This is a genomic window from Vibrio sp. YIC-376 (genome assembly GCF_052353105.1).
GTDB lineage: Bacteria > Pseudomonadota > Gammaproteobacteria > Enterobacterales > Vibrionaceae > Vibrio.
Genome location: NZ_JBBWFK010000005.1, coordinates 253,505 through 267,715 on the forward strand (window position 1 = coordinate 253,505; position 14,211 = coordinate 267,715).

At 43.0% G+C, this 14,211-nt stretch carries 11 protein-coding genes and 1 pseudogene; 4 read left to right on the forward strand and 8 right to left on the reverse strand.

Annotated elements, in window-relative coordinates; translation table 11 throughout:
* Positions 1–213: 213 nt before the first annotated feature.
* Positions 214–837: a helix-turn-helix domain-containing protein gene (locus WJM94_RS11910; protein WP_444494429.1), complete on the reverse strand. Its 624-nt coding sequence runs from the start codon at positions 835–837 to the stop codon at positions 214–216.
* Between the two features lie 392 nt (positions 838–1,229).
* On the opposite strand from WJM94_RS11910, the gene WJM94_RS11915 reads away from it, so the two are divergent.
* From WJM94_RS11915 to nlpI, 4 genes are all read left to right on the forward strand, one after another.
* On the forward strand, positions 1,230–2,525 hold the full coding sequence (locus tag WJM94_RS11915; protein ID WP_444494430.1) for a serine hydroxymethyltransferase: 1,296 nt from the start codon (positions 1,230–1,232) through the stop codon (positions 2,523–2,525).
* Between the two features lie 41 nt (positions 2,526–2,566).
* Positions 2,567–2,947: a glycine cleavage system protein GcvH gene (gene gcvH, locus WJM94_RS11920; RefSeq protein ID WP_444494431.1), complete on the forward strand. Its 381-nt coding sequence runs from the start codon at positions 2,567–2,569 to the stop codon at positions 2,945–2,947.
* A 109-nt stretch (positions 2,948–3,056) separates the two neighbouring features.
* Positions 3,057–5,921, forward strand: coding sequence for an aminomethyl-transferring glycine dehydrogenase (gene gcvP, locus WJM94_RS11925; protein ID WP_444494432.1), 2,865 nt, complete (start codon positions 3,057–3,059; stop codon positions 5,919–5,921).
* Positions 5,922–6,662: 741 nt separating this feature from the next.
* Positions 6,663–7,604, forward strand: a complete 942-nt coding sequence (gene nlpI / locus WJM94_RS11930; protein ID WP_444494433.1) for a lipoprotein NlpI — start codon at positions 6,663–6,665, stop codon at positions 7,602–7,604.
* Positions 7,605–7,689: 85 nt separating this feature from the next.
* Here the strand turns inward: nlpI and WJM94_RS11935 are convergent, their stop codons facing one another.
* The 7 genes and pseudogenes from WJM94_RS11935 to WJM94_RS11965 all read right to left on the reverse strand — a co-directional run bounded on the left by WJM94_RS11935 (position 7,690) and on the right by WJM94_RS11965 (position 14,095).
* On the reverse strand, positions 7,690–8,031 hold the full coding sequence (locus tag WJM94_RS11935; RefSeq protein WP_444494434.1) for a DUF3316 domain-containing protein: 342 nt from the start codon (positions 8,029–8,031) through the stop codon (positions 7,690–7,692).
* A gap of 497 nt (positions 8,032–8,528) precedes the next feature.
* Positions 8,529–8,923, reverse strand: a pseudogene (locus WJM94_RS11940) (IS66 family transposase); the annotation flags it as partial.
* A gap of 96 nt (positions 8,924–9,019) precedes the next feature.
* Positions 9,020–10,621: a malate dehydrogenase (quinone) gene (mqo, locus tag WJM94_RS11945; protein ID WP_444494435.1), complete on the reverse strand. Its 1,602-nt coding sequence runs from the start codon at positions 10,619–10,621 to the stop codon at positions 9,020–9,022.
* Between the two features lie 595 nt (positions 10,622–11,216).
* The gene (locus WJM94_RS11950) at positions 11,217–11,558 is read right to left on the reverse strand and encodes a hypothetical protein (protein WP_444494436.1); all 342 of its coding nucleotides are present in this window, start codon (positions 11,556–11,558) and stop codon (positions 11,217–11,219) included.
* On the reverse strand, positions 11,524–11,766 hold the full coding sequence (locus WJM94_RS11955; protein WP_444494437.1) for a zinc-binding dehydrogenase: 243 nt from the start codon (positions 11,764–11,766) through the stop codon (positions 11,524–11,526). The genes WJM94_RS11950 and WJM94_RS11955 overlap by 35 nt, the downstream gene beginning before the upstream one ends.
* A gap of 117 nt (positions 11,767–11,883) precedes the next feature.
* Positions 11,884–12,879: a DUF2860 family protein gene (locus WJM94_RS11960; RefSeq protein ID WP_444494438.1), complete on the reverse strand. Its 996-nt coding sequence runs from the start codon at positions 12,877–12,879 to the stop codon at positions 11,884–11,886.
* A gap of 172 nt (positions 12,880–13,051) precedes the next feature.
* The gene (locus tag WJM94_RS11965; protein ID WP_444494439.1) at positions 13,052–14,095 is read right to left on the reverse strand and encodes an NADP-dependent oxidoreductase; all 1,044 of its coding nucleotides are present in this window, start codon (positions 14,093–14,095) and stop codon (positions 13,052–13,054) included.
* Positions 14,096–14,211 lie beyond the last annotated feature (116 nt).

Consider the following 14,211-nt stretch of genomic DNA (forward strand, 5'->3'; position numbering starts at 1 on the left):
TGTTTCCAATAATAAACACGCTTGATTCCATTTTGCACGAACAAGACGACTGTTGGCTTTCAAAAGTGTGACTTTTAACATTTTAATCACAACAAAATGCTGAAAAAAGGCGCTACATTGAGTGATGGATCATCAATAGAACGCCATTTTAACGAATTTAAAACCAATAGCAATCGTTTGCCTTCACTATAGGAAATTTACAATTTTTTATCATTATTTGGCAGTAACCCAAAGGATCTGTGCATCTTCCTCACTAACACTGGTCAACATATGACCCATGTTTGCATCGTAGTAAACACTATCACCTTCGCTCAATACCACTGGTTCGTAGAACTCCGAATAGAATCGCACTTCACCAGATAAGATAAGTAAAAACTCTTCACCGTCGTGGCGAATCCAATCTTTGTATTCATCAAAACTACGCGCACGAATCTGACTTTTAAACGGCATCATTTTCTTATTGGAAAGTTGAGTAGCAAGAAGTTCGTGTTCATAGGTTTGGGTTGGATGCGGTTTTCCTTCACTTTTTCTGGTGACATCCCTACGACCAGTAGCAACCTTTTTTCTAGGCGGTTCAAACAGTTGCGGCATATCAATTTGTAAACCAAGAGCCAGTTTTTGCATCGCCTGAAACGTAGGTGAAATCTGCTCGTTCTCAATTTTACTAAGTGTAGAGCGCGCAAGGCCAGTTCTTTGACTCGCCTCTTCGAGTGTAATACCCAACTTCGAGCGAATGTCTTTAATGCGCTGACCGAGCTTTAGTGGCTCTATGTTCTCATCATAGTTATCTTTCGTTAACGTCATCGATGGGTATTCATCATAAATACTTCCTGCCATAATTCCCTCTTTAAATGTTCTTATCTCTCTCCCTATACGCATTGTGCATGAACCATATAATGGATAAAAGTCCACCAGGTTAATTAAAGTGTGCGCTTGTTAACAAAACACGAAGTCGTGTTTCCTATAGGAAATTTTTTGTTGATTGTTCCTTTCTCAAGCGCTATGTTACAGCCTTGTTAGATGTAGAGATGCACTTTTCCGTAAACGATTAGGCGTGAGAGATTGGATTAGTAACGCAAAATCCGACGGAGTTTTTGCCCACATTTAGGGCTGGATGTTCGCTCTGTTCTGCTACGCAGTACAGCTGTTTTGAGGACAAATGAACCTAACCGCAAACCAATAATTCAATCTATTGCGGGTTCATTTTCAGATTTGGAAGGTCAACTACCATGAATAAGAGTTACCCTAACCACAGCTTGGAAAACTTTTTCTCTACCAACCTCTCTGCGACAGATGATGCAGTCTTTGCTGGAATTCAGGCGGAATTCGCTCGCCAAAACGAACAAATTGAACTTATCGCTTCAGAGAACATTGTTTCTAAAGCGGTAATGCAAGCTCAAGGCACTTGCCTGACAAACAAATACGCTGAAGGATACCCAGGCCGTCGTTACTACGGTGGTTGTGAGCATGTTGATACCGTAGAAGCAATCGCTATCGAACGTGCGAAAAAACTTTTTAGTTGTGAATACGCAAACGTTCAACCTCACTCAGGCGCTCAGGCAAACGGCGCAGTGAAGCTGGCACTTCTTCAGCCAGGTGACACTATTTTAGGTATGTCACTCGACGCGGGTGGTCACCTGACACACGGAGCTCGCCCTGCTCTTTCTGGCAAATGGTTCAACGCGGTACAGTACGGTGTTGACCGTGAAACATTAGAAATTAATTACGAAGATGTTCGTGCTCTGGCACTAGAACACAAGCCAAAAATGATCATCGCTGGCGGTAGTGCAATTCCACGTACTATTGATTTCGCCAAGTTCCGAGAAATCGCAGACGAAGTTAATGCAATTCTAATGGTTGATATGGCACACATCGCTGGTCTTATTGCGACTGGAGCTCATCCAAGCCCACTACCACACGCGCACGTTGTGACTACAACAACGCACAAAACTTTACGTGGTCCACGTGGCGGCATGATCTTAACTAACCACGAAGAGATCATTAAGAAAATCAATTCAGCGGTATTCCCAGGCCTTCAAGGTGGCCCACTAATGCACGTTATTGCTGCAAAAGCCGTCGCATTTGGTGAAGCTCTTGGCCCTGAGTTTAAGACTTATATCAATTCAGTGATCAATAACGCAAAAGTGTTAGCTGAAGTATTGCAGACTCGCGGTTGCGACATTGTGACCGGCGGAACTGATACTCACCTGATGCTGGTTGACCTTCGCCCTAAGGGTTTGAAAGGTAACAAAGCAGAAGAGGCACTTGAGCGTGCGGGGATCACATGTAATAAAAATGGCATCCCATTTGATTCAGAGAAGCCTATGATTACATCGGGTATCCGTTTGGGTACACCAGCTGGCACAAGCCGCGGCTTTGGCGCAGAAGAATTCAAGCTCATCGGTAATTGGATTGGCGATGTATTGGATGGGCTAGTTGAAAGCCCTGAAGGTAACGCAGAAGTAGAACAGCGCGTTCGCAAAGAAGTGAAAGCACTGTGTGGCCGATTCCCTCTTTACCAATAAACAATTTAAATTAAACGCAGTTATTTTTTGGAGATTAAGCAATGGACAACACATTGAAGTTTGCAGATAGCCACGAGTGGGTACGCGATAATGGCGATGGCACAGTAACTATCGGTATTTCTGAGCACGCACAAGAAATGCTAGGTGACGTAGTATTCGTTGACCTACCAGAAGTGGAAGACGAAATTGAAGCTGGCGATAGCTTCTCTCTAGTTGAGTCTGTAAAAGCGGCTTCAGATATCTATGCACCAATCAGCGGTGAAATCGTAGAAATCAACGAAGACCTTGAAGATAGCCCAGAGCTAATCAACGAAGAACCATACGAAGGCGGCTGGATCGTTAAAGTTAAGATGTCTGACCCATCAGAACTAGACAATCTAAAAGACGCAGAAGAATACCTAAACTCAATTGAAGAAGAGTAATTAGGAAGATTTGCAAAGCTGCCCCCGCCCGGAAGGCAGCTTTTTTTCAATGTTCGGACCTTAGTAACGACCCGATACGTTACCCGAACTATGGAGTAGGTAAAGGACAATGACTGAATTACTTCAAAGCCTCAGCACACAAAATGAGTTCGTTGCTCGCCACAACGGCCCAAATAAATCTGACCAACAAAAAATGTTGGAAGCGATCAACGTTGCTAACCTTGACGCACTGATCCAAGAAACGGTCCCTGCACAAATTCGTCTGGAAAAACCGTTAGCACTAGCAGAAGCGAAAAGCGAAGCAGACATGCTTGTCGCGATGCGCAAATTTGCAGACCAAAACCAAATCAAACGTACGTTCATCGGTCAGGGTTACTACAACACCTTCACGCCAAACGTCATTCTACGTAACGTACTAGAAAACCCAGGTTGGTATACAGCGTACACACCGTACCAGCCAGAGATTTCTCAAGGTCGTCTTGAAGCGCTACTAAACTACCAGCAAATGGTTATGGACCTGACTGGTATGGAAATCGCGAACGCTTCTCTACTTGATGAAGCAACTGCAGCAGCAGAAGCGATGACTCTGTGTAAACGTGCTGGTAAGAGCAAGAGTAACGTATTCTTCGTGGCTGACGATGTTCACCCACAAACATTAGAAGTTGTAAAAACTCGTGCGAAATACATCGGCTTTGAAGTTCTAGTTGGTTCACTTGAATCACTACCACAACAAGACGTATTTGGTGCGCTAGTTCAATATCCAGGTACAACTGGTGAAGTTCGTGATCTAACAGACATCATCGCAAAAGCACAAGCAAACAAAACAGTAGTGACGGTTGCCACTGACCTACTTGCTTCTACTCTGCTTAAACCAGCAGGTGAGATGGGTGCTGATGTTGTTATCGGTTCTGCTCAACGCTTCGGCGTACCTATGGGCTACGGCGGTCCACACGCAGCATTCATGGCAACTCGTGATGCGCACAAGCGTACAATGCCAGGTCGTGTAATCGGTGTTTCTATTGATGTAAACGGCAACCAGGCACTACGCATGGCAATGCAGACTCGTGAGCAACACATCCGCCGTGAAAAAGCGACATCGAACATCTGTACTGCGCAAGCATTACTAGCAAACATGGCGTCTTTCTACGCCGTATTCCACGGTGCAGAAGGCCTACGTACTATCGCTCGTCGTACTCACCATATGACTGCAATCCTAGCCGCTGGCCTGACAAAATCTGGCTATGAGCTAGCTCACAACAGTTTCTTCGATACCATCACAATCAACACTGAAGGTAAAACTGAAGATCTGTACGCGAAAGCGCAAACAGCAGACATCAACCTACGTAAGCTAGATGGCAAACTAGGTATCAGCTTAGACGAAACAACAACGACTGATGATATCGAAGCACTATTCGCAGTATTTGGTGTACAACAAGACGTTAACGATCTGTCTTCAGAAATCGCAAGTAACGAGTTTGCTTCAATTCCAGAAGCGCTACGCCGTACTTCTAAGTTCCTGACTCACCCAGTATTCAACACGCACCACAGCGAAACGCAAATGATGCGTTACCTGAAACAGCTAGAGAACAAAGACTTCTCGCTGACTCACGGTATGATCCCACTGGGTAGCTGTACGATGAAACTGAACGCAGCCGCGGAAATGATTCCGGTAACGTGGCCTGAGTTTGGTTCTATCCACCCGTTCGCTCCTCTAGAGCAAGCTGCTGGTTACGCAGCGCTAGCGAAAGATCTAAAAGAGAAGCTATGTGAAATCACTGGTTACGATGAGTTCTCACTACAGCCGAACTCTGGCGCATCTGGTGAGTACGCTGGTCTTATCGCGATTCAACGCTACCACGACAGCCGTGGCGAAGGTCACCGCAACGTATGCTTGATCCCAAGTTCTGCGCACGGTACTAACCCTGCGACAGCGTCAATGGTGTCAATGAAAGTGGTTGTCGTTAAGTGTGATGAAGACGGAAACATCGACATGAGCGATCTTGCTGATAAGATCGAGAAGCACAAAGATAACCTATCAAGCATCATGATCACTTACCCTTCTACGCACGGCGTTTACGAAGAGCAAGTGAAAGAAGTATGTGAAATGGTTCACGCAGCAGGTGGTCAGGTTTACCTGGACGGCGCTAACATGAACGCACAGGTTGCCCTAACGTCTCCAGGTTTCATTGGTTCTGACGTATCTCACCTGAACTTACACAAAACCTTCTGTATCCCACACGGTGGTGGCGGTCCAGGTATGGGTCCTATCGGTGTTAAATCTCACCTGGCTCCTTTCCTACCGGGTCACATCGAGAACGGTGTTGAAGGCAAAGACTTCGCAGTTTCTGCAGCGGATATGGGTAGCGCATCTATCCTGCCTATCTCTTGGGCTTACATCGCAATGATGGGTGAAGCTGGCCTGCAAGAAGCAACAAAAGTTGCAATCCTTAACGCGAACTACGTGATGGAGCGTCTGCGTCCACACTATCCGATTCTTTACCGTGGTAAAAACGGCCGCGTAGCACACGAATGTATTATTGACATTCGTCCGCTTAAAGAAGAGACAGGTATCAGCGAAGAAGACATCGCGAAGCGTCTAATGGACTACGGTTTCCACGCTCCGACTATGTCATTCCCTGTTGCTGGCACGCTAATGGTTGAACCTACTGAATCAGAAGATTTAGAAGAACTAAACCGTTTCTGTGATGCGATGATCTCAATCCGTGAAGAGATGTCGAAAGTGAAAAACGGTGAATGGCCACTAGAGAACAACCCTCTGGTGAACGCACCTCACACTCAAGTGGATCTTGCAGCGGCAGAATGGGATCGCCCATATTCTCGCGAACTAGGTTGCTTCCCATCGAAAGCAACTAAGATTTGGAAATACTGGCCAACAGTAAACCGCGTAGATAACGTTTACGGCGACCGCAACCTAATCTGCTCGTGCCCAAGCATCGAGAACTACGAAGACTAATTTCGTAAATCTCCGAGTAATTAAAACTTGGACTAAGTAATAAAAAATAGACAAACCTCGGTTTGTCTATTTTTTTGCTTAACACCCGAGAAAGTAGCTTTTTGAACGGCTTTATCTAGTAATAAAACAAATTCTTTATAGAGATCTTACTTACACATTCCTTCCCCAACTGAGTTACCGTAGTTGATCCTTAGCAGACAAAGCCTACCTATTTGCCATAGATTTATTGGCTCTTCTCCGCGTTGTTGAGTCGAATACTGTATTTACGCCTTCTACCATACTGATTAGTAACTTCTTTTAAGTCACTTTGGATGAATCTCCACAGATCATCGATGTATTTTGTTACCGAGATCGTCGGTTTAAAGTGATAGACCGTGAATCTAAGAAGACTTGTACCGTTAACACTTATGTTTCTCGAACAGTTTATGGCTTGCCGATAAGTGGGAAATGCGGCCGTATCAACATCCAACTTGCTAAAAGTTAGAACTGCAAACGGACTGCGGTGGGAATCGATTAAAAACATTGATAAAGCCACTGTTGCTGCCTTTAGTGCCATGTAAGCTTTGTGGATTAAAGCGTATTGTGTTGATGAGGAGGCTAAAGCCAAGGGACACGATCACAATAACAATAAAACCTTTATTGAGTGTTTAATTAATAATTGGCAATTTGGTTATTTTTTGTGCTATAAAGGTGCTCAAATCACTCCCAAACTGATTTTGGGAGTAAAATTGGAGTATAGATATGGTCAAATGGTATAAGTTTTATAGTTTAGGTGCGCTGATTGTTTTGACAGGATGTAACCCTGTTGAAAAAGACATTTCCCAAAAAAGCTCAACCCGAAATGAACAACAATTAGTGTACCCAGCTATGGCTGTACCATTGCAACCGAATGCAATGGCAGAGGCTAACATTGCAAAACTAAATCATCTCCTGACAGATCAAGAACTCAACGATAAGTCTCGTGCCGAAATATATTTAAAACGAGGTCTTAATTATGACGAGATAGGACTAAGAGATTTGGCCAGCACAGACTATGCAAAGTCACTGCAGATCGATCCACAACAACCTGATATCTATAACCTGCTTGGGATGTACTACACCCAAATTAGTCAGTTTGATGCTGCTTATGAAGCATTTTACTCATCTCTTGAATTGGATCCGAATAATAAGCAAGCCATATATAACCGTGCAATTGCACTTTATTATGGTGGAAGACCAGAACTTGCACTGGAAGATATCAAAACTTTCTATGAGGAAAACCCTAACGATCCATTCCGTGCCATGTGGTTATATATTATTGAATCTGACGTAGATAAAACTTCAGCAACGGCACATTTACAAGAGAGTTATAAAAACCGAACCGATGAATGGGGTTGGATATTAGCAGGTATACTTCTGAACAAAATAACTGAAGAAAATGTCGTCAAACTGGTCACTAATAGCACATCGGACAATAAAGTGATGGCACAGCGACTTACCGAAGCTTATTTTTATTTAGGTAAGTATTATATGGAACATGGCGATATGAACCGAGCTCTATCAGTGTACAAGTTAGCTATATCTTTGAACGTATGCAATTATAATGAACATAGCTATGCATTTTTAGAGTTAGAACGTATTTCGAAAGAATTTCAAGCAGCGCAAAAATCGGGTGATACACAGAAATTTGTTAGTTTAAACTAATGACATCTGAAGACCCCCAAATAGAACCCTAAATAGAAAAGGCGAATAACCCAATGAGTTATCCGCCTTTTTTAATGTCTGAAGATTAGCGACTACTTTCTCTAACTTTGTAGTTGTAATCTACGTCAACAATAGCACGATAGTGAATAGTATCTCGAGATACAGGCACTTCCTCAACCCTCACTTGAGCACTTTCTACATGCATACTTCTTCCGACGACATTCTGACCAGCTGGATTCAGTTTCCAACGTAACTGTTTGTCATTTGCGTTCGCCAGTGCGTCATACATATTGAAGCCAGCATTGATCGCATCCTGTTTACTAGCAAATGTATCTGAATATAGTTTTGTGTTATTTTGTACCATCCGTTCACCAGCGGTAGCGGCAAACGCAAACACCATACATACGATTGTAATTAACGCTTTCATAACAGTACCTTACAATGAACAGGATATTAGGCGCACACTAAGACTAAGTTCCAATTCATTTGTTCTTAATATCATCCTGATAGTAATCTTTTGCAAAATCTTGCAAGCTTTCTGCTATCTGAACATGAAAAATCAACTTCAACTTGATGGACGTACTCCCAAAAACAGGGGTTCCATACTTAAAAAGTAGCATCAAACTGACCTTGATCAAGTTTTCCAGGTTAATTTTTGAGTGTTTTATCAATTACAGACTAGCGACAGATAACCATGTTTAATTTTATACTCATCGAGATTATTCTGTATCTGCCCCATGATCCCACGGGGCGATTTGGTTTCAGCGTGAGAAGTTTCAGGGAAGAAGTGTGTTTATACCAATCACAGTAAGTAAGTGATCAGAAATAGCGTAGGAAAAATGCCTGAGAACAAGGCAGGATTTTTCGATAAGTAGTTATTCTACAATCAAAAATTCTAACGCAGTTATCGAGTATTTTAACAAGCTAGAATGACCAGTTATTTACTACGATTGGTATTATATCAGGCTCAGCCTTTGCCAGCTCTTTCATGCATTTGACCCTGTAATCGTAGAGTATTAGCCCGTTGGCTTTCGCTGTCTCAATGGTCCTGTACAACAGCGCACTGGAATCGGCACCATTTGAATTTTCGCTAATGCCACATCCGCTTTACCAGATTTACCTTTACCGTGAAGCTTCTTCACATCTATTAACTTACGACGAGCGTGCGCGAAGACTCCCACATTGGTAACTTTAGTTAATTCGTCATCGGCTCTGTAGACATCGCTTTGCAAATAACCGGAGTATTCACATAAGAAGTCCACCGGACAGGCTCTCGCACGGCTGTTTTGATAGCCGAACAGGACGATGTTTTTCATGTTAGATTTGAAGAACTAAAATACCGCCCTCTAGGAGCGGTATTTTAGTTATCGAAGTTGATCAACATAAGGCGAATATAACGGTGTAACCGCAGGACGTTAAGCCCTGTAGGCAAAAACTGGTTCGTTTTGCTCTACTATATTTTCTCTACTTGAGCGAACCTCAAGTAAATCCTGCTCTAAGTGCAGTATTTCACTCGTTTTACGTAAAATTTCTTGATTCAATTCAGGGTGTTCGATTAACGACAATCCATATGACGGAATCATTTCTTTAATCTTATGCTTCCACTTATCTGAAGCCATCTCGTCACTAAAACAACGTTCAAGTAATTGAAGCATTATAGAAGTTGAAACAGATGCACCTGGTGATGCGCCTAGTAAGGCGGTGAGGCTACCATCTTCTGCATGAACAAGTTCAGAGCCGAGGTGTAATTCACCTCCTTTACCGGGTACATGCTGGATGATCTGTACCCGCTGACCTGCTTGTAATAAAGACCAATCATTAGTGTCTGCCGACGGGAAAAATTCGCGCAGCGCATTCATTCGGTCTTCATTACTCTGTGTTAACTGGCCGAGGAGGTATTTGATAAGATCAAAGCTCTTCATTCCGACTTGTGTCATTGGCAGTAAGTTTGATGGGCTTACAGAATTAAATAAGTCTAATAAGGAACCGTTTTTAAGAAACTTACTTGAGAAGGTTGCAAAGGGGCCGAATAGAACCACTTCTTTTCCGTCTATGACTCGGGTATCCATATGGGGCACCGACATAGGCGGGGCACCGACGGGCGCTTTACCATATACCTTGGCTTTATGGGCTCTAACGATGTCTGGTTTTTCCGTCACTAAGAATTGACCACCAACAGGAAAGCCACCATAACCTTTGGCTTCTTTAATTCCTGATTTTTGCAGGAGCGTAAGCGATGCTCCTCCGGCGCCTATAAATACATATTTGGCATGTACGGTACGAGTTTTGTTATTACTAAAATCCTTCACTTTTAATTTCCAGGTGCCATCAGGCTGGTGTTTCAGTGAACGGACTTCGTGTTGCAAGTTGAGTCTGAAGTTGTGATTTTTTTTCAGGGAATCAACCATGTGATGCGTCAGAGCACCAAAGTTTACATCAGTCCCGAAACGCGAACGAGTGGCCGCAACTGGCTGATTTTGATCGCGGTTTTCCATTAATAATGGAGCCCAAGAGCGGATCTGTTGTTCATCTTCGGAATAAACCATTCCATCAAAAAGAGGAAGAGTTCGAAGTAATTTGAAGCGTTTACGCAGAAACTCGACATTGTTTTCGCCAGTGACGAAACTCATATGGGGAACACTTTTGATAAAGTGACCCGGGTTACTGATTGTGCCTTCCTCTACCAGATAGGACCAAAACTGACGAGACTGTTGGAATTGTTCATAAATATCAACAGCTTTACCTATCGTGACCTGGCCATTTGGCTTCTCTGGCGTATAATTCGATTCCGCGAGAGAAGCATGCCCCGTTCCGGCGTTATTCCATGCATTGGAACTTTCTTGAGCGATGTCATCAAGACGCTCAAACATTTCTATTGTCCAGTTGGGCTCTAATTGTTGGATGAATGTACCAAGCGTCCCGCTCATGATACCTCCTCCGATTAAGACAATATCAACCATTTTTTCTCTGTCAGAACTGAGCTGGTTTAATTCATTTATACCAGTTACGTTGTTCATTGGGGTGTAATCTCTCTCTAAAATAACAAGTAGTTGAAAGTGAGGGATACGTTATTGTCTTTAAAAAAGTCTGAGTATTTATTTTTGTTGTTATATACGATTGTTAACATCGCTTGAATCGATAATGTGTTAGGTCGACTATTGGACTGCGATTCGCTAGCAGGTCGGCCGCAAGTTGCTTTGCCGCTGGCCCTGTACCAAATTTATGCCCCGAGAAACCTGTCGCTAAGGTTATTAAGTACCTCCTGATTGAGCTCTCTTTAAACTTTTTACGATAACTCCAGCCCATAGAAAAGTGCTCGAGAATAATAAGGGCATCGACTGTACCACGTCGGGTAATGATATAGCTACCGTTGTCATGCAAGCGAAATGAAAAATTTAGCAGGGCTATCCATAGCTTTGGTTCTTAGCACAAAGCAGATTACGGGGAATGGCGGTAATGATCCACACCAACAGTTTTGGACACCAGGTTAAGTAAGTGTAAAAACTGGTAAGGTCCCACCTAACTGTTCGAACTGGAGCACTTAGTACAATTAACACACTCACCCCTAGCCTTATAAAACAAAAAAGGTGGGCACTTCCCCCACCTTTGCTTCTAACTCAGCTCGTTAAATCTTAACCAGCATCTTACCTCTATTTTTGACTTCGAATAGGCCGATGAATGCCTCAGCGGCGTTTTCAGGACTGTCTCTTCAGACTTCACTTTGCCTTCTTTAATCCACGGACCCATTTGCTCAACAAACTCACCAATATGATCCCAGTAATCCATGACGATGAAACCTTGCATAGTCAACTTTTTAGTGTTGATTTGCAGTAGGTTACTTGGACCTGGTTGAGGAGTCTCTGCATTGTAGTCTGCAATCATGCCACACACTGGAATACGACCGTATGGGTTGATAACTTCAAGTGCTGCTTCCAGATTTTTCAAAGTAAACATCGATGCCCTCTGGCGCTGCTTCGCGCAGTGCTTTAGTAAGGTCATCTACTTTCTTGTAGTTGATAACCGCGTCTGCACCCATTGCTTTCACCATTTCAGCTTTTTCGTCTGAGCCTACTGAACCAATCACTTTACAGCCATGTAGTTTCGCAAGCTGGCAAACAACTCTACCGACAGCGCAACAGCCTAGCCACAACCGCAGCCACATTCTAGAAGGCGCAGATATTTCGCCAAATTTGATTCAGACTCAGTAAACACAACTAGGACGAATTAGAAACCTATACCGAATAAAGTCGCAGGCAAGTTATGGAATATATAGTACTGGTTAAAAATCATACACCAGCGCAGTACTGACACTATTCATGTCTTTTTTAAAGAAGTCGATATCCGAATCGCTGACAGCATAAGAGCCGCTGACTAGCCAAGTTAAGTCTTCAACACCAAATATTCTATTTAAGAAAAATGAAGCGTTGACACCAAACTCATTAGTGTCAATTCTTTTGCCAAATACCGGATTCGCTCTGTCATAATCAACTTTCCCCGCGTAGATGTTAGTCGCAAAAGTCCACTGATTCCGGATATGTAGATACGACAATTTAGCCGCCGTTCTATCGTACGACATGGCTTTGCCATCAAAATCCCCAACACCAAATATCAACTGTGGAGTCACAATATTAGATGAATTTAAAACCCAGTCATACGCTAATGACATCGAAGTGAGATTGCCGTTTCTATCCAATAATGCCTGTTGATCTGTGTCTAAGGCCAAGCTATCACCACTTTTTTCTTCATCGATATCAAATTTTCGATAAGTTAAGGTGGCATTGAACCTTGTACCCCAAATTTTATCCCAGGCAAAACGTACACCACCCGACTTAATATCAGTATCGTCTCTATCACCAGAGGCGTAGGGATCAGACCAAGTTTCTGTTGGCATAAGCGGAAAAACATAGCTCAATGCCACTATTCCTTTATCACCAATTTCTTGTCTAACACCTAACTGCTGAGTAAAGTCAAATTGAACAGCATCTTGGATCAAGTTACCGAAAAATATTTGGGTTCGCGAGTCTGCAAACGTGTAACGTAAATCTAACCCCAAAAGAGGGACTCCAGTAGAACGTTTTTTGGGTTCGTTGTAGAGACCGGAGTGTTCATCACTTGAATCGCTCTGCCCTTTGTATAAGTTAGATGAATAATTAATATAAGAGGCTCCGCCCATTATAAAACCAGAGAATCCAGTTTCTTTAGGAATATTTATAATTTCAGCATGGGAGGCAGGAACAATAATGCTAGCCAATATTAGAAAAACTTTATCTTTCATTCGTCATTCTCTATTAAATAGAAACCACGGCTAATAGAGCCTAGTACCTCAAATTTAAGATATACAATGTATTGTTATATAAGGATTTATAGTACTTAATCCAGTACATGTTGTGATCACTAAAGCTAAAAAAGGTGGGCATTTCACCCACCTTTACTTCTAACTCAGCTCGTTAAATCTTAACCAGCATCTTACCTCTGTTTTTGCCTTCGAATAGGCCGATGAATGCTTCAGCGGCGTTTTCAAGGCCTTCGTATACCGTCTCTTCAGACTTCACTTTACCGTCTTTGATCCACTGACCCATTTGCTCAACAAACTCACCGATATGATCCCAGTAATCCATGACGATGAAACCTTGCATAGTCAACTTTTTAGTGTTGATTTGCAGTAGGTTACTTGGACCTGGTTGTGGAGTCTCTGCATTGTAGTCTGCAATCATGCCACACACTGGAATACGACCGTATGGGTTGATAACTTCAAGTGCTGCTTCCAGATGTGCACCACCTACGTTTTCAAAGTAAACATCGATGCCCTCTGGCGCTGCTTCGCGTAGTGCTTTAGTAAGGTCATCTACTTTCTTGTAGTTGATAACCGCGTCTGCACCCATTGCTTTCACCATTTCAGCTTTTTCGTCTGAGCCTACTGAACCAATCACTTTACAGCCATGTAGCTTCGCAAGCTGGCAAACAACACTACCTACTGCACCTGACGCTGCAGAAACAAAAACGGTATCTGTCGGCTTAAGTTGAGCAACTTTAAACAACCCTACCCAACCAGTTAAGCCTGGCATACCAATAACGCCAAGGAAGTGCTGGTCTGGTAGCCCAACCGCTGGTAACAAGGTTAAATCAGCGCCATCACTGATAAACGTAGTGCGCCATCCGCTGATGTTGCTTACTTTTGAACCAACTGGGAAGTTTTCATTCTTAGATTCGATAACTTCGCCGATTGCGCCACCTTCTAATACTTGGTCAATTTCAAACGGTGGGATGTATGATTCTCTCACGTACATACGACCACGCATGTATGGGTCAACAGACATCCAAGTATTCTTAATTAACACTTCGCCCTCTTTAATTGCCGGTAACTCTACGTCAACAGACTTGAAGTTTTCTTTTGTCGGCATACCGACTGGGCGTGATGCTAAATGGATTTGTTGGCTGATCATTATGAACTCTCTTACTTTTGCTTCAACGTACGCGTAACCGTTAGTCATAAACCGTTTTCGCGCCTTAGTTATTTGAATTGATTGGCAGACAAATGCTTTGTGCACAAACAATTTGCGAGTAAATTAACTTGAGAGAGAAAAGAAAGCAACTACTTTGCTTAAAA

Coding starts and splice junctions, on each gene's coding strand:
- mqo (WP_444494435.1), bottom strand. CDS start 10,621: ATGAACAACGTAACTGGTATAAATGAATTAAACCAGCTCAGTTCTGAC.
- gcvH (WP_444494431.1), top strand. CDS start 2,567: ATGGACAACACATTGAAGTTTGCAGATAGCCACGAGTGGGTACGCGAT.
- WJM94_RS11965 (WP_444494439.1), bottom strand. CDS start 14,095: ATGACTAACGGTTACGCGTACGTTGAAGCAAAAGTAAGAGAGTTCATA.
- WJM94_RS11950 (WP_444494436.1), bottom strand. CDS start 11,558: ATGTTTACTTTGAAAAATCTGGAAGCAGCACTTGAAGTTATCAACCCA.
- WJM94_RS11915 (WP_444494430.1), top strand. CDS start 1,230: ATGAATAAGAGTTACCCTAACCACAGCTTGGAAAACTTTTTCTCTACC.
- nlpI (WP_444494433.1), top strand. CDS start 6,663: ATGGTCAAATGGTATAAGTTTTATAGTTTAGGTGCGCTGATTGTTTTG.
- WJM94_RS11955 (WP_444494437.1), bottom strand. CDS start 11,766: ATGTGGCTGCGGTTGTGGCTAGGCTGTTGCGCTGTCGGTAGAGTTGTT.
- WJM94_RS11910 (WP_444494429.1), bottom strand. CDS start 837: ATGGCAGGAAGTATTTATGATGAATACCCATCGATGACGTTAACGAAA.
- WJM94_RS11935 (WP_444494434.1), bottom strand. CDS start 8,031: ATGAAAGCGTTAATTACAATCGTATGTATGGTGTTTGCGTTTGCCGCT.
- gcvP (WP_444494432.1), top strand. CDS start 3,057: ATGACTGAATTACTTCAAAGCCTCAGCACACAAAATGAGTTCGTTGCT.
- WJM94_RS11960 (WP_444494438.1), bottom strand. CDS start 12,879: ATGAAAGATAAAGTTTTTCTAATATTGGCTAGCATTATTGTTCCTGCC.